Origin of the sequence: Paenibacillus mesophilus, assembly GCF_005938385.1 — a bacterium.
Classification (GTDB): Bacteria; Bacillota; Bacilli; order Paenibacillales; family NBRC-103111; genus Paenibacillus_AB; species Paenibacillus_AB mesophilus.
The window spans coordinates 1-20,128 of record NZ_VCRA01000013.1; the positions used below are offsets into that span (position 1 = coordinate 1).

Genomic DNA, 20,128 nt, shown 5'->3' on the forward strand with positions numbered 1-20,128 from the left:
AGTTTGCTCGTGCCCGCAGTTTTATCTCTACCCTCCGTAAGCAAGGCCTCCCGGTCCTCACCTCCCTAACCTCCGTTCTTTGTGGTGAATTTCGTTTTGGATGATTATGGAACCTAAGTAGTAACACAAATGAACGCTATTTGGGTGAAATCACCCGCTTCGGGGCAACATAGTGTTCAAATGTACCTTATTTAACGAGTTTGAGCCACGATTCGTAGATTATCGAGGCCGGCGGACGATAATAAGGTACATATGAACACTATCCCGACGTAAATCCCCGCTTCGGAGCAGCATAGTGTGCAAATGTACCTTATATGATCGACAAAAGCAGGAGCATCCTATCGCCCGACACAAACTTTGACATTATTGTGAACATGTTGTATAATACATACTTGTGTTATTGTGTCACCACGATCAGTTCCTCCAAACCCCCCGCGCCACTTCACAAATTCCATAACCCTAATGAATTTGACCGATTTCGTTGAACCTGATTCACACTGGCACGATCAAGGAATCGTAAGGATGGAAGAGAGGCAGGGCTTTCATTGTTTTAGGTATTCGTCAGTAATGAATGGCGCCATAAGTTTGCAGGAATCATAAGTCTCGAACGCATAAGCTTTCCGAACTTCGGTAACATAACACGACAAATAACGCCACTAGGCGGCGCCTGCCGCCGGGTGGCGTTAGTCCATTTTGTCCCCCTCCGGGCGTCACGCCGCTAAGCGGCGATCAAACCGCGTTGATCCGCTCCATCTCTTCCTTCGTCGGCATTCCGCCCTGCGCCCCGAACTTCCGGACCGACAGCGACGCCGCCTTGACCGCATATTCCAGCGCTTCCCGGAAGCCTCGTCCCGACGCCAGCCCGACGCTAAGCGCCGCATTGAGCGTATCGCCCGCTCCGGTCGTATCGACCACTTCCACGGGCAGCGACGGAACCGTATGCAGCTCGCCGTGCTCGTCCAAGCAGGAAGCCCCCGCTTTGCCCCGCGTAATGACGAGTCGCTGCGAGTAGGTTTGCTGCCACTTCCGCATCTGATCCCGCAGCGCTTCCTCCGTATCCGCAGCCTGTCCGCACAGCAAAGCGAATTCGGACTCGTTCGGAGTCAGAACGTCCGCAAGCCCCAGCATTTGCTCCGCGTCCGGATGCACCGGCGCTGGGTTCAACACGGTGCGCACCCCCGCCTCCCTGGCAAGCTCCAATGCGCGCCGGACTGCCGGGATGGGGGTCTCCAGCTGGAGCAGCACAAGGTCGGCCGATTGGATCAAGCTCCGGTGTCGTTCTATATATTCCGGGGTGACCGTCTCATTGGCGCCCGGGACGACGACGATGCAGTTGTCTTCCTTCGTATGGAAGATGGCCGCCGTTCCGGTAGCCGTCTCCGGAATGACGGTCACCGCTTCGGTACGGACGCCGCATCCCCTCATATTGTCCAGCAGCTGGCTGCCGAAGGAATCGCCGCCGACCGCCCCCACCATAGCCGTGTCGGCTCCCAGCTTGGCGCAGCCGACCGCCTGATTCGCGCCTTTCCCTCCGGGAACGTAATGAATTTGCTGTCCCGCGACCGTCTCGCCCACTTGGGGCATTCTTGACATCGTAAGCACGATATCCATATTTAAGCTGCCTACCACAACAATGCTCGGGTTGCTGCTCATCGCCGATTCTCCTCCGCTGTCCGACTCTCGTAAATAGAAGCTGCACTCGTACAGCTTAGATGTTACTCGAGAACCGCCTCGCTGTTTTATACGTTTTGGGCGTATTTTTTATAGGATATGGCTATTTCAAGTGATCTCGAACTCCATCTCCACCATGTTCGCTCTATCGAGATGCGGCCTGAAACCGCTGCTCTTGTACGGTGCGGTGACTGCCGCCCAGAACTTTTGCGCGGTTCTATTATTGTCGCATGTTTGGATCGTCCAACCGCCCTTGAACGTCGAGAAAACATGAACGGCCAGCATACGGCCGATTCCTTGCTTCCTATACTTCTTCAATATGCAAAATTCGCCGATCGAGTATATGTTGCTGCCGTCGGAACGCTTGTCGTACACCCGGACGAGAGCGAAGCCGGCTAGCTTGCCGTTAACCCGTACCAGAAACGGATAACGGTCGGCATCCGTCCAGTAATGGTCCAAAAATTTATACCCGTAAAGGCCATGCTCGTCCACATCGTAACCGTCATATTCGCTGTAATCGTATTGCGCCAGCTCCATCAAATTGCGGAGGATTGTCTTTTCTTCATAAGAAGCAAGCTTGATCTCGAGTTCCATGCGCGTTCTCCCTTCGATTTCCGCCGATACACGAATTGTAGCACGAAAAAAGCTGCTCCAGGACAGGCTGTATCGTTATAACGTTTTTTACCCGGAACGGCACCTCGGCAGAGCTACTGACGGAACTCTCTAGGCGATACGCCATACTTTTTGCGGAATGCCCGATGGAAATAAGAATACTGGTTGAAGCCGGACAAATCCGCCACCTGCTGAAGGCTGTAATCCGTAAATTTGATCAAATCGCATGCATGGTTCAGGCGAATGTCCAGCGCGTAATGAATGATGCTTTGGTTTACCGCCGTTGTGAACAGATGGGAAGCACGGGACTCGCTCAAGCCGACATGCTCCGCCACGTCTCTTACGTTCAGCCGCTCCAGAGCGTGATTCTCGATATAACGTTTCATCTTCTGGGCGATGACAGCGTCCCGGTTCGAATCGCCGTAAGATTGCCCGAGCTCCCGGTCGAACATGATGAACAAGGTTCGGAGCAAATAATCGACCGCCTCCTCCCAGTTTTTGCTCGTTTTGCGCATCTCCGCTTCCAGCTCCTTGCACAGATCGAGCAGTTTCGCGCCAAGCGCGATTTTCGCTTTTGTCGGCCGTTCCGCTTCGCTCCACCAGCGGTCAAGCCAACTGCCCCGGCAGACGAAGTAGTAATTGCCGCTCAGCACCTCATTCGTCTTCTTGTTCGGTGTAAACGACAGCTGGCATTTGTCCCCCGGCCGGAACAAGAACAGATCACCCGGAAACACGTTCTCCCACTGCCCGTTCTCTCCGATCATCGCCTCGCACTGGCCCTCCACCTGCAGACGGATGTAGTAGTTTCCGAACGGCCTGTTCGTATGCGTATGAAACGGTTTGACATGCTTGGAATACATCGCGTGAAGCACTTCCGTCGACAAAGCTCGTTCCGGGGTCGGCACGTTCATCCACTCCAATAGCAGAATAAGTGATGTTTTCAGTTGTCTACGATATGTCTATTATAGTACCCCGCTGCTATAATTTAAAGCGTATTCATCGCAATGTCACGAACCGCCCATCGTCATCCAATCATGTGAATCGCAACAGGTTAGTGTATCTGTAACAAGAAGGGGAGATCATTATGAAGATGCGGGGAAACGGAAAAAGGGCACTCGCGGCGACGGCGGCCCTATGTATGACAACCGTCTGGCTGGCAGGGTGCGGAAGCGGTACAAAAGAGGGGAAGTCCGCCGCGCCGCAAGCGCCGGAGCCTGTCACGCTGACGTTCTTCACGCCGGTCGGAGGGGCGACTCCGGAAAAATTCATGAGCGAATACGGTAACGCGATCCAGAAGAAATTTCCGCATGTGACGACCAAGTTCGTGAACGTCGATACCGCCAAAAAAATATTGCTGCCCGAATTGCTCGCGGCCGGCGAACAAATCGATGTCATCTACGCTTCTGTCGGCATGATCCACGAAAACGTGCTGAAAAACGGCTTGGCCTATGATATGACCGAGCTGGCCAAGCTCAACAATCTGGATCTGGGGAAATTCGAACCGTCCACGATCGACCTGATCCGGCAAATATCCGGCGGCGCCTTATACGGAATCCCAACCAGCACCGGATACGCCTCTATCGTCTACAACAAAGATTTGTTCGACAAGTTCGGCGAAGCTTATCCGGCGAACGGCATGACTTGGGACGAGCTGCTCCAGAAAGCGCGCAAAATGACGCGCAATGACGGCGGCGTGCAATATCGCGGGTTCGTCGCTTCGTTCAACCATCTTGCCTTGACGAACCAGCTATCGGCCAGCTTCGACGATCCCAAAACGGAGAAATCGCTCATCAACAGCGACAATTGGAGCAAACACGTTCAAAATTTGGCGCGGTTTTATGATATTCCCGGCAACGAGGTTACGACGACTACCGCCGCGCTGACCGCCCAGAACAACTTCTTCGTCAAAGACCGGGTGGCGGCGATGTATGCCAACGTCTTCCCGCTGACCTATCTCGATCCGGACAATGCGGCTACGAAAGGCATGAATCTGGACGCGGTCAGCCTGCCCGAGTACAGCGATAGGAAGGGCGTAGGCTCGCAGCCTTACCCCGCTTTCTTCAGCTTGACGAGCATCAGCAAGAAGAAAGAAGCGGCGTTCCAGGTCATCGCCTGGCTCGCGAGCGAGGAGTTTCAGCTTGCCCAGTCCAGAAAAGGCATCCAGACCGCCCTGAAAAACGATAAGGTACGCAGCGAGTTCGGCAAAGAATTCCCTTACTTGAGCGGAAAAAATGTGAGCGCTTTTATGCCGCCGAAGCCAGCCAGCCCGAGTGTCGTTACCCTTTATAATTCGGTCGCGGCAGCTTCCTTCATGACGACGGTGCATAAAATCGTCTCGAAGCAGCTCGATGTCAATACGGGGCTCCGCCAAGCGGAAGAAGAAACGAATAAGAAAATCGCGGAAATGAAGACGGCTGCCAAGTAAAGCGCCGGTAACAAGCGGATCCAGCACGAAAACCATCGCAAAAAACTGCGATGGTTTTTCCCGTTCCATATTTATGCGGCATGACCGCTTTACTATAGGTCTTGTTTATTTTCTTCTCTCTGCAATTCGCGCAAATAGTCGTCCAACCGGTCCAGCCTGTCTTCCCAGATGCTTCGGAACGATTGCAGCCATGCGTCCATTTCTTGAAGAGGCTGGGGCCGCAGCTTGATAATCCGGCGATTGGCGACCGGCTGCACCTCGACGAGACCGGCATCGCTCAATACGCGAAGATGTTTGGACGTCTGGGGTTGGCCCAGCTCAAGCCGCCCCGCGATTTCACCGACCGTGAGGGGACCGCCGTCACGGATGAGCTCGATTATGTGCAAGCGATTCGGTTCGGCAAGTGCGCTCAATGTTGCCGCATTCATAGGATCAACCCCCTTCATTTAAACATACCAAAAACGGAATATTCTTGTCAAGGAATATATAATCATCCGCATCCGGCATAGGAAAAAACCTCCCCTTCGGAATTATGGCAACAATTCCGTCAGAGAGGTCTATTGATACGATTGACGTTCCACGGATTGTCCGCGGATTAACAAGCGTCCGGATTCGGTTTGCCTTCCTCGTCCTTCGTGCGGAACGAGCTGCCGCACCCGCAGGTCGCGATGGCGTTCGGGTTGTGGATGGTAAACCCACCCCCCATGGCCGCATCCTTGAAGTCGATCTCGAGACCTCGCAAATATTTGGTGCTGTCCGCATCGACTACCACTTTCAGACCGTTAATATCGAGCACTTGGTCGGTGCTTTGTTGATCGTCGTCGAAGCCCATTCCATATGAAAAACCGCTGCAGCCCCCTTCCTTGACGCCTACGCGCAAAAACAAGTTGGGTACTTCCTCGGCCGCCAGCATTTCTTTGATTTTGTCGGTTGCTTGTTCCGTAATGGTGATCATGTCATTCCCTCCTTTTAAGCTTTGCGAAGCAAAGCTTGCTTCGTCAGCATATCCTTAAGTTCCCGTGCTTTCAGTATACTCCTATTCGGGCGTTGCCTCAAGGGGGGCGAATCCCCGTTCATTTCCTGCTCTGGCAGGCAGTCTACTGTTGCCCGCGCGATGCAGTAGGTTTATAATGTATTAGTCTAGTTTACGAATCGGGAGCAGTTCATCGCATTTATCACACTTATAGAAGGAGGAACAACTATGAACATAGCAATTACAACTCAAGATAAACGGATGGCGCAAATTGCCGACAAAGTGGAGAACGGAGAACGGCTTACCCTGGAGGACGGCGTCTTCCTGTACGAATCGGACGACCTTCTGACGATCGGCCAGCTGGCCAATATCGTGAACATGCGCAAAAACGGACGGAAAGTATATTTTATCGAAAACATGAGCCTTTATTTCACGAACGTGTGCGAAGACCGCTGCGCGTTTTGCCATTTCCGGCGCGATGAAGGCGAAGCGGGTTCCTATACGCTTACACCGGACGAAATACTAGACTATGTCGCGAAGCATTACCATCCGGGAATGCGCGAATTCCACATTACCGGCGGGCACAATCCGAATGTTCCTTTCGAGTATTACGTCAACTCGATCCGCATCCTGAAGGAAAACTACCCTCAGGTTACGATCAAAGCGTACACCGGTGCGGAGATCGACTTTTTCTCGCGCATCAGCGGCCTTTCCTATAAAGATGTGCTGCAGACGCTGTCCGATGCCGGACTCGGCACGCTTCCCGGAGGCGGCGCGGAAATATTGACCGAACGGTACCGGAACAAAATGAACGTGGAAAAGGCGACTTCCGAGCAATGGCTGGACGTACACCGTACCGCCCACAAGCTGGGAATACGGACCCATGCGACGATGCTGTACGGCTCCATCGAGACGAAGGAAGAACGGATTCGCCATATGATGCAGCTGCGCGAGCTGCAGGACGAAACGAACGGCTTTATGGTATTCATTCCGAATGCGGTCCAACCGGCCAATACGGGCATGGGCATCAAGCGGAGAACATCGGCGTTCGACGATTTGAAGACGATCGCGATCAGCCGCCTCATCTTCGACAACGTGCAGCATGTCAAAGCTTACTTCATCAATCTCGGCACGCAGCTCGCCCAATTGGCGTTTGCGTTCGGCGCTTCCGACGCCCATGGAACGATCGTGCAGGAGAGAATCAGCCATTCGGCGGGCGCTTTGTCTCCGGAAGGCTTGACCCGCGAGGAGCTTGTCCATATGATCAAAGGCGCAAACCGGATTCCGGTCGAACGCGATACGTTTTACAACGAAGTCCATGTGTTTGAGTAAAGGTTACGCTCATAATCTTCCCCGGAGCGTGACATTCTAATACAATATAAGACCCCGGAAAGGACCGCATCACGCATGAGTAGATTCGTTATTTTGGGCGGAGGGTACGGCGGATTGACGCTGGCTCTCGAGCTGCTGGAGCAAGAACCGCCTCACGGCACGGAGATCGTGCTCGTTGACCGTATGCCTTATCAAGGGTTGAAGACGGAATATTACGCTTTGGCGGCGGGAACCGTCTCCGAGGCGGAAATTCGGGTCGCGTTTCCGAGCGATCCGCGCATTATTTTGAAGTATGGCGAAGTAACGGGTGTCGATCTGGAGCGGAAGCTCGTTCTGATGGACAACAACGATCCGCTCTCTTACGACTGGCTCGTCATCGCCTTGGGCTGCGTCGATAAGTACCACGGCATCACCGGAGCGGACACATACGCGCACAGCATCCAGACGCTGTCGGGATCCCGTAAAGCGTATCAGGCTTTGAACGACCTGAATCCTTATTCGCAAGTTTCCGTTGTCGGCGGAGGCTTGAGCGGCGTGGAAATCGCCTCCGAGCTTCGTGAGAGCCGTCCGGATTTGAACATCCGCGTCATCGACAGGGGCGCCAGCATTTTGTCTTCTTTTCCGGATAAGCTTCAAGCGTACGTTAGGGAATGGTTTATCGAACACGACATCGAGATGCTGTCGCGTATATCGCTGAGGAGCGTCGAGCCGGGGGTCCTTTACAACGGGGATGAAGAAATTATTACGAATCTTACCGTGTGGACGGCCGGCATCCAGCCGAGTCCGATCGTGCAGCAGCTCGCCGTGCCCAAGGATAGCCAAGGCCGTGTGCTGTTGAATGCATACCATCAAATTCCCGATCATCCCGAAGTGTTCGTCGTCGGGGACTGCGCAAGCCTCCCGTTCAGCCCAAGCGCCCAAGCCGCGGAAGAGCAAGGCAAGCAGGTCGCCGAAGTGATGCATGCCCTGTGGAAAGGCCAGACGCCTCACCTGAAGGCCATCAAGCTGAAGGGCGTGCTCGGATCGTTAGGCAAAAAAGCCGGCTTCGGCATGATGGGCAAGAAGACGGTTATTATGGGAAAAGTGCCGCGCGTCTTGAAAAGCGGCGTGCTTTGGATGTCCAAGCATCATTTCGGTTAATACTCGGGCGTTTTCGCGCTATTCGTCCAGCCAGGCGAATTGCGACTCCCATTCCTTAATTTTGGCCATTATTGCCTCCAACAGCTCGTCCGGGGACGAAGCGGGAACGATCTCCCCGTTGACGAGCGCATAAGGCTCCATGTAGCATTGTCCGCAATTGCCGAGACAGCCGTACTCGATCACGTCCAGCTCCGGATTTTCCTCCAGCTTGCGCATTACTTCGTCCGTACCGTGATGCATATTATTCGTGCAAAACTCCACTATCGGTCTCATGTCCCTCACCGTCCGGTTTTCGGTCTTCCATCCAATGTCGCACCATTTTATTTTTGCGTATAATGTACTATAATAATACGAGAAGGGAGATGAGGCAAATGAGCCAGAACGTACAAGAAAACATGTACGACGAAGTGCTTGAAGTATTGGATAAATTGCGCCCGTTTCTGCAACGCGACGGAGGCGACGTCGAGCTGGTCGACGTGGAAGACGGAATCGTCAAATTAAAGCTTATGGGAGCTTGCGGAAGCTGCCCGAGCTCGACCATAACGCTGAAAGCCGGAATCGAACGCGCCCTCGTCGAAGAAGTGGAAGGCGTAGTCGAGGTCGTTCAAGTATTTTGATCGATATTACCCGTGCTTGTTGAAGAGCGGCTGTGCCTTGCGGCAGGCCGTTCTTTTTTGTTTACTATGGAGAAGCTAAAGCCCCATTCCTCTTGGAATGGGGCTGCTTCAATCGGGGCGTCTATCGGGGATTCACGCGGAGAACCGTGCGAGGCCCATTGCGCGGCCCATTGCGCGGCGCCCGGCGGGGACTATTTCTGTTCATTACGGGTTCCAGACGACGAGCGTGGCGGAACGGGCCGGCAGCTGGACGGAAAGCGAGCCATCCGTTCCTGCCGTCGCGGAGCCCGCAGCGGCTACGTGCGTCTTCGAGTCGAAGCGGAACAGCTGCGCCGCGCCTTTCAAGGCCGCATTCGATTTCACATCGGCTTGACGGACGACCGTGTCTTTATTGAACAACAGAACGTACAGCCGGCCGTCCGCTCCTTGAATCGTATAGGCGCCTACGGCGTCCGCGTTGCTCGACTTCGTCTGAACGCTCGTGCCGTTTACTTTCGAGCCGCGGCCGTCATAGTCCAAATACAGCTTGAACGCGTCCTCGATATAGGTGCCGGCCTTCATCGCGCCGAACCGGGTAGCGAGATCCACGCCTTCGCGCCCGAAAATCGCCAGCGCCTCGGCTTGGGCAATACCCGCCGTGATGCCGTCGCCGTTGCCGAAGTTGTATTCGGTAATGGCGAGCTTCGTACCCGGCATATACTTCTCGACCATTTCTTTCATCCGCGGGATGAGCCGGATCGGCTCCTGAATCCACGAATTGTCGATGAAATTCGGGTCGTACAGCGACTTCAGCGACTGGAATCGCCGTTTGGCCGCAGCCGGACCTTCTTCACCGGACGTCACTACATTTTCCTGCGGGTAGAAATGTATATCCAAGTAATCGACCAGTCGGATGCCGGTCGCCTGCTTGTAATCGTTCACCTTCTGCAAATACCATTCCAAGAACGGCTTGCCGCCGTGTGCCTGACGATCCGGTCCGTCCGCGCAATTGTCGGCCGAAGAGTAGAAGTAGGCGCACCAGCCCCAAGACGTTGGGCCGTAAATGTTCGCATTCGGATCTTTCGCTTTGATCGCGCTGCCGTACTTTTCCGTAAAACCCCAAATTTCATCGTACGTCGGAGGATTCGGATGAACGTCGCGATGCGTCACGTGCCAAATCTCCGGCTCGTTGTCCAACGCATAATCGTTGATCCGGTCGGACGTACGGCCTTTGAGGTGATCCATCCAGCGGGTGACGAAATCGGGTCCGATCCGTTTGGACGTATCCGACGGGTCGTTGTTCTCGATCAGGCTTCCGTCGAGGCGCACGCCATTGCCGGCGTCGGGCCGTTCATCCGCCCGGCTTTGCTGCGGGCCGTATTTTTTCTGGGAGAAGCCGTAATCGATCGCCCTTGCCTTCGGCGTCCATCCTATCGTGGGCACGGTCAGCAGAACCTTGCCGTTCTGCGCCAGCACCCCGTCGACGAAGCGGTCCGATGTGGAGCCGTGCGGAAGCTGCTCGGGATGATCGTTCTCGTACGGGTAGTTGATAAAGAACCAGTCCGAAGCGCGGTTCGCTACGTCCAGCTCCCAGTTGTACCGGGTCGTATTGTTGCCGCCCCAGCGCTGAACGGGAAACGCGAGCTTGGAGTCGTTCGGATGCATGTCGTTGAAATTGATGCCGTAAATGTCCGGATTGATTACCCGGCGTTCCGCCGTAGTGTCGATGCCGACCTTGACGGTAGGAAGCTCCGGCTGCGGCAGCCGGCCCGCCTGCGTGTTGCGCAGCAGATAGACGTCATCGATGTAGACGGCCGCTTGATTGCTTTCCGTAGCCGCTTGGAAGATGATGCCGTCGAACTTGCTGTCCGACAAGCCCATGTCGGCGAAATTGACGACGATCCGTGTCCATTGTCCGGCCGGAAGCTTGCCGTTCGGTACATAATCGGCCAAATCGACAGCTCCGAGCGGCGTATAATTGTCATACGCGTGCACCTTCAGCAGTTGCCCTCCGATCGTCCCGCCGTGGATCCAGAACTCGACTCCGTAATAGTCGGCGATTTCGCGCTTCGTCTCGCTGCCGAACCATACGCCGTCCCAGCCGTCCGGCTCGAACTTCACGGAACGGGTACCTCTGTGGACCTGCTCCGTATTGGCCAAATCTTTCTCGTGCCAGCTGCGGTTGAAATAGCCGGCAATCAAACCGTCTTCATACACCGGCTCCTGCGCGGTTTGCGCCACTTGGACGTAAGCCGATGCGATCTGAGTCTTATAAGTTGCGGTAATTTTGGCAATGCCCGTCGACTGCGCCGTCGCCAATCCTCCGTCGATCCGGACGATGTCGGGACGGTCGGACTGCCATACCGCTTCCGATACGATATCCGTCACTCCGTTATCCAGAAACGCTTCGGCGTCCAGCCGGAACGTCTCGCCGGGCAGCAGCACGAGCTGACTGGCGCTCATCCGGACTTCCACGATGGCGGGAGGAGCTACATATTTCTTGACGAGCGCGATATCGTCGAGATACACCGCCGATTGATCTCCGGCGTTTGCTCCGGCTAACAAGATGCCGTCAAACAATCCGTTCGGCAGCGATAGGTCGGCCAGCATCAGTTCGATCTTCGACCAGCCGCCGGACGGAATACCTCCGAGAAGCAGTTCGCCAACTAACCGTTCGGCCACCGGCTGCCCGCCGGCCATAAAGAAGAGCTTGACTTTCTGCCCGCCGGTCTTGCCTCCGTTGATCCATAATTGCAGCTTCTCGTAATCTTTGGTCGTGATGCCGCGATCGCTGTACAAGTACAATCCGTTGTCCGCGTCCGGCTCGAACCGGATCGAACGGCTCCCGGATCGGATCGTGTACGCTTCCTCCAGACTGCGCTGTGCCCAGCTGTAGTCGGTAAATTGCTTGTTCAGGGCGTCATCGAACACGTAAATACCGTTGACCGGCTCGATTGGAATGCCTTGGGGCGGAACCGCCGGTACGACTTCAACCGGCAAAACCGCTTCCGAGCCGCCGTACACGGCACGGATCGTCGTCGTCCCCGCGTTCACCCCGGTTACGAGTCCCGCCAACACGCGGGCTATCGATTCGTCAGCGGAAGACCAGGCGGCTTCGGCCGTCACATCGCGGCCCGTGGCGCCCGGTATGGCGGCCGTCAGCCGTTCCTGCCGCTGTTCCCCCGCCTTTACGGTTGCACTCTGCTCCCCGAAGCTCAAGACGACCGGCTGCGGCTGCTGGCCTCCAGGCTGTTGGCCCCCGGGCTGTTGGCCGCCGGGTTGCTGGCCTCCGGGCTGCTCGCCGCCCGCACCTTTCACGAACGCCATATCGTCGATATACACCGGCTCCTGCTCGCCGTCTCCCCACAGCTGGATGCCGTCCAGCAGCCCGCGCACTCCGATATCCTTCAGCTTCACGATCACTTCCGACCATTGTCCGGACTTGACGCCGCCCGGCAGCAGCGCGCTCAATTCCCGTTCGGCCACCCCCTGTCCGCCGAGAGACAGTACCAGCTTCAGCTTCTGGCCTCCGGTCGAGCCGCCGTGAATCCAGAATCGGAACGAATCGTAATCGTCCGCGTTCAAAATCCGGTCCTTATAAAAATACAGCGCCTTCCCGCCGTCCGGGTCCATCCGGACCGACCTGCTTCCTCCGTGCACGACACGCGTCTCGGCCAGCTCGGTATCCGCCCACCCGTAGCTGGCAAATTCGGCGGACAGCTTATCGTCATAGACGGTCAGCACCTGACCTTCTCCGGCAGCCGCCGCAGGCGCCGCTGTCGCGATTTGCGTCAGCAGCAGCGCTCCGGCAAGCGCCATAGCGGTCGACCGCCGTTTTGTCCGTTTCAACATCTCCCCACTCCTCTCAGATCCCGCCACAATATCCGGTTCACCGTCGGCGATCCTACCCGATCATCGTATAAGCGTCAGGACTTTCCGACAAGTGACGGACTGTCACCACTTTTGTCATAATGGCAATGACGCCTAAACAAACAAACGGTTTATTCCGATGCATATGAATAGATGAACGATATCGATCTTGCGAAAGAAGGTTTGCCGTTTCATGATCACGATCCTTATAGCCGATGACCAGACGCTGCTGCGGGAAGGTCTGCAGACAATATTGAATCTGGAGACGGACATCACAGTCGTCGCCGTCGCCGAGAACGGGCAGGAGGCGCTGGAGGCGGTTGCCGCGCATCGCCCCGCCGTCGTCCTGATGGATATCAAGATGCCGGTCATGGACGGCATAGAGAGCATGAAAAAAATCAAGAAGGACTACCCGGATACGATCGTTCTCATGCTGACGACGTTCGCCGAAGACAAATTCATCGTGAACGCGATGGCGGGAGGAGCGAACGGCTTTTTGCTCAAGGATATGCCGTCCGACAAAATCGTCCAGACGCTGCGCGATGCGGTCCGGGGCGATCTGATCATGCCCGCCTCGATAGCGGCGAAGCTGGCGTCCCGTCTGCACGTCTTCTCGGATCAAAGCTCCGACGCCTTCGACGAGGAGGTGCTGAGAAGACAAGGCTTGAAGCTGACCGAACGCGAACGCAAAATGATTCTCCTCATGCTCGAAGGGCATACGAACAAGCAAATATCGGGCGCCATGTTCATGAGCGAAGGTACCGTCCGCAATTACATCAGCGTCATTTATAACAAAATCGGTACGAGCGACCGGCAAGCCGCGATCGCCAAGCTGAAGGAGCTGCTGCTGCGGGATGCTACGTGAGACGATAGTCCGAAACGCCGTGAGCCGGGCCAAAACCGCCGTCATGCCGCTGCTGCTGCTTCTGATCGCATTTGCCTTCGTCACCGCATTTATTCCCGGGCTGGCGGACAGGAGCGAGAACAATCCGTTCATTCCCGATCAAGATTGGAAGCTCAGCACAATGGCTATCGGCTGGGAGCAGTATCGGGGAGAACGTCCGGCCGATACGGACCGATGGGAGCCGTTCGATAGCGAAGCTGTCGCAAGTTTGCCTGGTTACAAAGGGACGCTGTGGCTTCGCAAAACGATGCCGAACGCCTTTCCATGGCGGGACCCTTACTTGTTCGTCTGGGGCGTCAAGGGGATCGAGCTTTTTGTGGACGGCAAGAGCGTGTATGCCTATAACGCGGACGGGGTCAAGCGTTACGTGAATCCCGCCGTCCCCCTGAATCCGGTTCGTCTTCACGAGCAAGACGCCGGAAAGCAGATTATGCTCCGTCTGCCTTGGGATCATTCGAGTCTCCCGCACGTATGGAACTATGTAGGCGAGCGTACGGCCGTTCTCGCATACCAGCTGGAGTTCGACGCCCTGCTCCTGTTCTGCTCCGGCCCGCTTCTGATAGCGGCGGGCATTGCGACTCTGCTCTACCTCCGAAGGCCGCAAGAGCGCATCTTCCTCTGGTTCGCCTTGTTCGCTTTCTCGGCGGGTGCCGGACTGTATTGGCTAAGAGCGACGCCGATGTGGTTAACGGATATGCACGGCATATACTACTGGCGGGATTTGGCGATTCCGCTCGGCATTCTCGGCTTTGCCGGGTTTTATGCCGAGGCGCTCGGCAACATGCGGAGCCGTCTAAACAAAGCCGTAGTCGGCTTTTGGCTGGCCTATTCGATCGTGACGGCGGCCGCCGCTGCGACGGCTGTCGAGCTGTACCGGAAATTGCTTGTAGACTACTTGCCTTACTGCATAGTTCCCGTCTTTACCGTCGTTAGCGTCAGCTTGATCCGTCATTACCGGAAAGACCGCTCCCCGTCGGTCAAATGGCTGCTGCTCGGGTATGGCATTCTCGTGTTGTCGTTTCTCAACCACATCGTCTTCATCGCTTACCCGGCGATGTCGGATGCTATCGCCCGGTTTTCCCCGTACCTGCACGACAAGCTTTCACAGGGGCTGCCGTTCGGTCTGCTGCTTTTTATGGGATGCCTCGTCATGGTGCTCGTCCAGCGGTTTCTCGACGTGTACCGCCAGTCGAAGCGGTATGCGGAGGAATTGGCCGCCCAGCACGAGACGCTTGTCCGCATGGACCGGCTGAAAGACGACTTCCTGCGGACTACTTCGCATGAGCTGCGTACGCCGCTCCACGGCATCGCCGGCTTGACGGAATCGATGCTTGGAGGTGCCGCGGGCCCGGTCGACGAGCGGATACGTGACAATCTCCGGCTCGTCCTGTCGAGCTCCAACAGGCTTCTGCGGCTCGTCAACGACATCTTAGACTTGTACCGACTAAAGCATCAGGATATTCGCCTCCGGCCGGAGGCTGTCGATGTACGCCAGGTCGCGGGTATTGTCCTGGCGATGCTGTCCCCCGCCGCCGACCGCAAAGGACTGCGTACGGCACTCCACGTTTCGGACGATTGCGCCGCCGTATGGGGCGATCCGGGCAGGCTGGAGCAAATTTTGTACAATTTGATCGGCAATGCGATCAAATATACCGATTCCGGCAGCGTAACGATCCGGGCAGAGCGAGAACATTCCTTCGTGCGGATTACTGTTGAGGATACGGGCAGAGGGATAGCCCCCGATAAGCTGGACGCGCTGTATGAACCGTTCGCCGCAAGCGACGGCTCCGAAGGAGGTACGGGGCTCGGACTATCCATCTCCAAGAGGCTCGTGGAGCTTCAAGGAGGCACGATCGAGGCAAGCTCGGAGCTCGGCCGGGGCACTGTCATTTCTTTCGCGCTCCTCCATACGGAAGAGCGGCCGGCAACGGGCGGCTTGGAACGCGAACCGCCGGCCGAGGTGTCGCGGGTCGTATTCGAGGAGTCGTCTAGCGCATCCGATGAGTCAGCCATTGCCGATCCCGGCGCTATGGCGTATGAGATCGAAGGCACGGGAAGCGGCGATCCCCCGCTTCTGCTGATCGTCGACGACGAGCCGGTCAACATCCGGGTACTGCTAAATTTTTTGCAAAGCGCAGGCTGCCGGCTCCTTCAGGCAAAGGACGGCCCCGAGGCGCTCGCCCTGCTCGAATCGGGAATCCGGCCGGACTTGGTGCTGCTCGATGTGATGATGCCGAAAATGACCGGCTACGAGGTATGCCAAAAAATACGCGCTGATTGGAACGAAAACGAGCTGCCCGTCATTCTCATGTCCGCACGAAACCGGGTAACGGATCTGGAGGAAGGCTTCGATGCGGGAGCGAACGACTATTTGCCCAAGCCGTTCACCCAACGAGAGCTGTTCGCCCGGGTTGCCATCCAGCTTCGTCTGCTCCAGTTTCACCGCTCCCTCGAGCAGCTGGTGGAGCGCCGGACGAAGGAGCTGGAAGAAGCGAACCGGTCGCTCGCGGGCTCCGTGCGCGAAACCGCCGAGGCGCTGGCCGAGCTGTCCGTGCTGGAGGAGCGCAACCGGATCGCCCACGAAATTCACGACGTCGTCGGCCATACGATGACGGCTGCGATCGTGCAGCTGGAGGCGGCTCACAAGCTGGCCGAACGGGATTTGGCCCAATCGAAGGAGAAGCTCATGAACGCGCAGCAGCTCGTGCGCAGAGGCTTGAACGACATCCGCGTGTCCGTGCGGCTGCTGAAGGACGAAGGGACGGCGTTCGAGCTCATACCGGCGATGAAGGAGCTGATCCGCGATACGGAGGAGACGACGGGCGTCGTGATCGAGACTGCGATCGGCGCACTGCCGGAGCTGAACGGCTTGACCCGCCGCGTGCTGTATCACGCGCTGCAGGAAGGCTTGACGAACGGCATCCGCCACGGCCGGTGCAGCCGCTTCCGGTTCGAGCTGACCGTCGCGGACGAAGCGATCCGCTTCTCGCTCGTCAATGACGGTTTGCCGTACGCAAACGGGAAGCCAGGCTTCGGCTTGACCGCGATGATGGAACGCATCCACCTGCTCGGAGGGACTGTCGGGATCGGTCCGGCTTCCCCCGCTTCAGGCTGCCTGCTCTCCATTGCGCTTCCAATATCCGGTTCGCCGGCGTGACGGACGAAAAGCCGGTATTCGGGAGAAAGCTCCTGAATACCGGCTAACGTTATTCCAAAATAAGGTTGGTTTGGTGCACCCCGCCGTCAATTCGACCGGCGGGCATCGTTTTGCCGCTGCTGCGCGGCAATGCTGCGGATCGGATCGAAGCCGCCCGACACTTCCATCACGTTGCCGGTCAGAAAATCGGACTGCGGCATACACAGAAACGCGATGACGCGGGCGACATCTTCCCCGCTGCCGGGCCGGATGCCGGGAAACTCCTCGTCGCTCAGATGAGCGACCTCGGCGATTCCCTTTTCTTTGTTAATCCCCCGTATGTCGCCGGGACATACCATGTTAACGGTTACACCAAACGCCGCTTGCTCTTCGGCCAGCGTCTTCGTCAACGAAACGAGCCCTACTTTGGCGGCTGCATAAGCGGCCCTGTGCGGCCAGCCTCTCGCTTCCGAAGCTCTCCCGAAGCCGAAATGAATAATGCGTCCCCAGCGGCTGCTCCGCATTCCCGGAAGCACAAGCCGATCGAGCTGCATGACGCCGAGCAGATTGCCCCGCATCATATAATCGATTTCGTCGAGACCGTATTCGTCGAATGTCCGGCGCTCCCGCACGAAGGGCCCTGCATTGTTCACCAAAATATCGACATGGCCCCAAGTTTGCGCAATCGTTTCGATCATGCGGACGTTATCGTCCCGGCTTGCGATATCGGCCCGGACGGCCAGCGCCCGGACACCCTTCGCTTGGATCCGGTCCGCCAGCTCGTACGCCTCGTTCTCGCTGTTCACGTAGTTGATCGCCACATCGCAGCCGAGATCGGCCAGCGCGAGGGCGGTCCGCTTGCCGAGCCCCTTCGCGCTCCCTGTAATCAGCGCGATTTTGCCATGAAGCATGGGAGCTTCCTCCTTCTCTCCATCGTTCAATCGCGGTTACGCCTTCTTGCGTTCGTATACGTAGTCGAAAACGGTCGCCACCGTCTTGCAAACCATCTCGAAGCCTTCCGTCAAATCGTCCATATTGGCGCTCAAATTCTCGATATAGCTCCGGTCGGCCCGGCACAGGTCGATATGGAGCAAATCGTCGAGCATTTCCGTATTGACCAGATGAATTTCCATATTGCGCCGCTGGCGGAGTCTGCCCATCGGATCTTGATACCGCTCTTTAATATCGAGCAGAGGCTCGAGCAGCCGCGGCTCCGCATGGCGATGCTGCATTTGCCGTAGGACGGTAAAGTACGAAAACTTCTGCTTGACCCTCTCGGCCCGAAGACGCAGCAAATCGTTCAAGAAGTAGCCGAGCTTGTCGAGAATCGAGAACACCCGGATGAAGCCGTTTTTGTAAAAATAGACGTGCCTGCGGTAATCGTCCCTTTCCTCGGGCGACATGTTCTCTTCCAGCGATTGCGTTACGCCTTCCCGGAACTTGGCGGCACAATATACGCTCTGTTCCAGCTCGTCCAGCGCATTGGTCAAGCCGCGCGCCCACAGCTCGTAACGGGTATACTTGCCGCACTGCGGAGTTTGCTCGTCGATCAGCTGCGTAAGCAGCTTGCGATACAGACCCAGCGCGGATACGGCCTTCAGCAGCGAACCGGAATCGACGCGTTTCGGCTCGTCAAACCAAGCTCTGAACATTCGGTCACCGCCTTCGGTTAATCATACGATGCCGGCTTTCTCGGAAAGCTCTCAGGAGAAATATTCCTTCCAACGGTCGGAAACGAGCTTCACGATATCTTCGCGGGGAATGAGTTCGTCCGGATATCCGGGCTTCATCCGCGCGTCGATGACGATCGGCAGCTCGAAGCTGAGATGGTGCTTCTGCACCCGGCTTTTCGCAAAGATGTCGGTTGCCGGATTGAACCGGGTAAAGACCGTCCACAGAAACGGAGTTTGCCCGTCCACGATTGCCGTATCGTCGGCAAGCACGACAAGAGGCCATCGGCTTAGTTTGTCGCCATATCGGTCGACTATGCGCTCAGCGAGCCCCGGATCTTCCTCGTAGGCGGCCCCGGAGACGACCAGACAGCCGGCACAGTAAGGCTTCGCGTCGTTTATCCCGTCCATTTGGCCTTCTTCGTACGTATGAGGCAGCTCCCGCATCGGTTCCCCTACGCCAAGCAGCACGGCCTTGCTGCCGTGATTCAGTCTCAGTCCGGTGTAGTCTAGCGTATCGTGCGACGTGTTGTTGAAAATAAACAAGTCGGTATGAGGATCAAACCGCTCCAGCACGGTCGTGAGCAGCGAGCGGAAATCGGCCAAATCGACGGACTCGTCCGTCAAAATAAGAAACTTCGTCAGCGACAATTGCCCTTCCCCGAGAATGCGGAACGCCGAGCCGAGCGCTTCGCGCGAGTAGCTCTCCCGTACAATGGCGGCGGCGAGCGGGTGGAAGCCGGTTTCCGCGTACGTCCACAACTGCTTCACCCCAGGCATGACGAGCGGAAACGCCGGAGACAGCAGCCGCTGGAGAAATTCCCCCAAGTAATAGTCTTCCTGACGCGGCTTCCCGACAATCGTGGCTGGATAAATCGCATCTTTGCGGTGAAACATATGTTTAACCTGGAATACCGGAAAATCGTGCTGCAGCGAATAATAACCGTAGTGATCGCCGAACGGCCCTTCCGGTCTGCGCACATGCGGAGCGACTTCTCCGCAGATGGCGAATTCGGCCTCGGCGACGAGCCGGTGCCCGCCAAGCGGATTATCGGCCATCGGCAGCTTCTGCCCGAGAATGAGCGACGTCAGCAGCAGCTCCGGCAAATGCTCGGGAGCCGGCGCGATCGCCGATGCGATCAGGGCGGGCGGACCTCCGAGATAGACGGTTACGGGAAGAGGACGGTTCCGCTTCTCCGCTTCATGGTAATGGAAGCCGCCGCCTTTATGGATTTGCCAATGCATCCCGGTCGTGCTGCCGTCGAAAATTTGCATCCGGTACATGCCCAAGTTATGGTCGTTCCCGTCCGGATGCTCCGTATAGACGAGCGGAAGCGTGACGAACGGGCCCCCGTCCTCTTGCCAGCTGGTCAGAGCGGGCAGCTTGGACAGCGGATCGTTCCGGTCGCACACTTCAAGCACCGGAGCTTGCGAATGCGGCAGCGTCTTCATGCCGACCTTCATCAGATCGAACAATAAGTCCTTTTCGTTCCAGAGCGCTTTCGGCGTCGGCGGAATGAGCGTATCTTTGGCCTTCATCAACCGGTTCATAATCGCTTCCGGCTTCGGACCGAAGGCGAGATCGACTCTTCGGCTCGTGCCGAACAAGTTGGTCGCCACCGGGAACGGGCTTCCTTTCACATTCGTGAACAGCAGGGCGGGGCCGCCTTCTTCGATCACTCTCCGGTGAATTTCGGCGATTTCGAGATACGGGTCGACGGGAGCGGTTATAACCGCGACATCCCGCTCCGTCCGAAGCACGTCGATAAACGTGCGCAGATTCGTAAAATTCATTAACG

The 20,128-nt window shown here is 56.7% G+C and carries 16 protein-coding genes; 6 read left to right on the forward strand and 10 right to left on the reverse strand.

Features of this window, described 5'->3' with window-relative positions; translation table 11 throughout:
* Positions 1-729 precede the first annotated feature (729 nt).
* The 3 genes from rbsK to FE783_RS21975 all read right to left on the reverse strand — a co-directional run bounded on the left by rbsK (position 730) and on the right by FE783_RS21975 (position 3,188).
* Positions 730-1,653: a ribokinase gene (gene rbsK / locus FE783_RS21965; protein WP_138881547.1), complete on the reverse strand. Its 924-nt coding sequence runs from the start codon at positions 1,651-1,653 to the stop codon at positions 730-732.
* Between the two features lie 126 nt (positions 1,654-1,779).
* A complete protein-coding gene (locus FE783_RS21970) occupies positions 1,780-2,265 on the reverse strand; it encodes a GNAT family N-acetyltransferase (protein ID WP_138881548.1) in 486 nt (161 codons plus the stop codon).
* Between the two features lie 113 nt (positions 2,266-2,378).
* On the reverse strand, positions 2,379-3,188 hold the full coding sequence (locus FE783_RS21975) for an AraC family transcriptional regulator (RefSeq protein ID WP_158301968.1): 810 nt from the start codon (positions 3,186-3,188) through the stop codon (positions 2,379-2,381).
* Between the two features lie 179 nt (positions 3,189-3,367).
* Here FE783_RS21975 and FE783_RS21980 point away from each other — a divergent pair, with 179 nt between their 5' ends.
* The gene (locus FE783_RS21980) at positions 3,368-4,708 is read left to right on the forward strand and encodes an ABC transporter substrate-binding protein (RefSeq protein WP_138881550.1); all 1,341 of its coding nucleotides are present in this window, start codon (positions 3,368-3,370) and stop codon (positions 4,706-4,708) included.
* A 92-nt stretch (positions 4,709-4,800) separates the two neighbouring features.
* On the opposite strand, the gene FE783_RS21985 is transcribed toward FE783_RS21980, so the two are convergent.
* Both FE783_RS21985 and FE783_RS21990 read right to left on the reverse strand, forming a co-directional pair.
* The gene (locus FE783_RS21985) at positions 4,801-5,154 is read right to left on the reverse strand and encodes an ArsR/SmtB family transcription factor (protein ID WP_138881551.1); all 354 of its coding nucleotides are present in this window, start codon (positions 5,152-5,154) and stop codon (positions 4,801-4,803) included.
* Positions 5,155-5,303: 149 nt separating this feature from the next.
* A complete protein-coding gene (locus FE783_RS21990) occupies positions 5,304-5,663 on the reverse strand; it encodes a HesB/IscA family protein (RefSeq protein ID WP_138881552.1) in 360 nt (119 codons plus the stop codon).
* 246 nt (positions 5,664-5,909) lie between these two features.
* Between FE783_RS21990 and mqnE the strand changes: the two genes are divergently transcribed.
* Both mqnE and FE783_RS22000 read left to right on the forward strand, forming a co-directional pair.
* Positions 5,910-7,013, forward strand: a complete 1,104-nt coding sequence (gene mqnE / locus FE783_RS21995) for an aminofutalosine synthase MqnE (protein WP_138881553.1) — start codon at positions 5,910-5,912, stop codon at positions 7,011-7,013.
* Positions 7,014-7,088: 75 nt separating this feature from the next.
* Entirely contained in the window at positions 7,089-8,153 is a 1,065-nt protein-coding gene (locus FE783_RS22000; protein ID WP_138881554.1) for an NAD(P)/FAD-dependent oxidoreductase, read from the forward strand.
* Positions 8,154-8,171: 18 nt separating this feature from the next.
* On the opposite strand, the gene FE783_RS22005 is transcribed toward FE783_RS22000, so the two are convergent.
* A complete protein-coding gene (locus tag FE783_RS22005) occupies positions 8,172-8,426 on the reverse strand; it encodes a YuzB family protein (protein WP_138881555.1) in 255 nt (84 codons plus the stop codon).
* Between the two features lie 98 nt (positions 8,427-8,524).
* Here FE783_RS22005 and FE783_RS22010 point away from each other — a divergent pair, with 98 nt between their 5' ends.
* A complete protein-coding gene (locus FE783_RS22010; RefSeq protein WP_138881556.1) occupies positions 8,525-8,770 on the forward strand; it encodes a NifU family protein in 246 nt (81 codons plus the stop codon).
* A 204-nt stretch (positions 8,771-8,974) separates the two neighbouring features.
* Here FE783_RS22010 and FE783_RS22015 read toward each other — a convergent pair whose 3' ends face one another.
* Complete coding sequence (locus FE783_RS22015) at positions 8,975-12,601, reverse strand: glycoside hydrolase family 44 protein (RefSeq protein WP_138881557.1); 3,627 nt, start codon at positions 12,599-12,601, stop codon at positions 8,975-8,977.
* A 211-nt stretch (positions 12,602-12,812) separates the two neighbouring features.
* Here FE783_RS22015 and FE783_RS22020 point away from each other — a divergent pair, with 211 nt between their 5' ends.
* Complete coding sequence (locus FE783_RS22020) at positions 12,813-13,484, forward strand: response regulator transcription factor (protein ID WP_138881558.1); 672 nt, start codon at positions 12,813-12,815, stop codon at positions 13,482-13,484.
* Positions 13,474-16,680 (forward strand): ATP-binding protein, encoded by a 3,207-nt coding sequence (locus FE783_RS22025; protein ID WP_138881559.1) that lies wholly within the window; start codon positions 13,474-13,476, stop codon positions 16,678-16,680. Before FE783_RS22020 ends, FE783_RS22025 begins: the two co-directional genes overlap by 11 nt.
* Before the next feature lie 86 nt (positions 16,681-16,766).
* Here the strand turns inward: FE783_RS22025 and FE783_RS22030 are convergent, their stop codons facing one another.
* From FE783_RS22030 to FE783_RS22040, 3 genes are read right to left on the reverse strand one after another with little or no spacing between them, the layout of a single operon-like run.
* Positions 16,767-17,570, reverse strand: a complete 804-nt coding sequence (locus FE783_RS22030; protein ID WP_138881560.1) for an SDR family oxidoreductase — start codon at positions 17,568-17,570, stop codon at positions 16,767-16,769.
* 36 nt (positions 17,571-17,606) lie between these two features.
* A complete protein-coding gene (locus FE783_RS22035) occupies positions 17,607-18,311 on the reverse strand; it encodes a Cthe_2314 family HEPN domain-containing protein (protein ID WP_138881561.1) in 705 nt (234 codons plus the stop codon).
* Positions 18,312-18,362: 51 nt separating this feature from the next.
* Complete coding sequence (locus FE783_RS22040) at positions 18,363-20,123, reverse strand: UbiD family decarboxylase (protein WP_138881562.1); 1,761 nt, start codon at positions 20,121-20,123, stop codon at positions 18,363-18,365.
* Between the last annotated feature and the right edge of the window lie 5 nt (positions 20,124-20,128).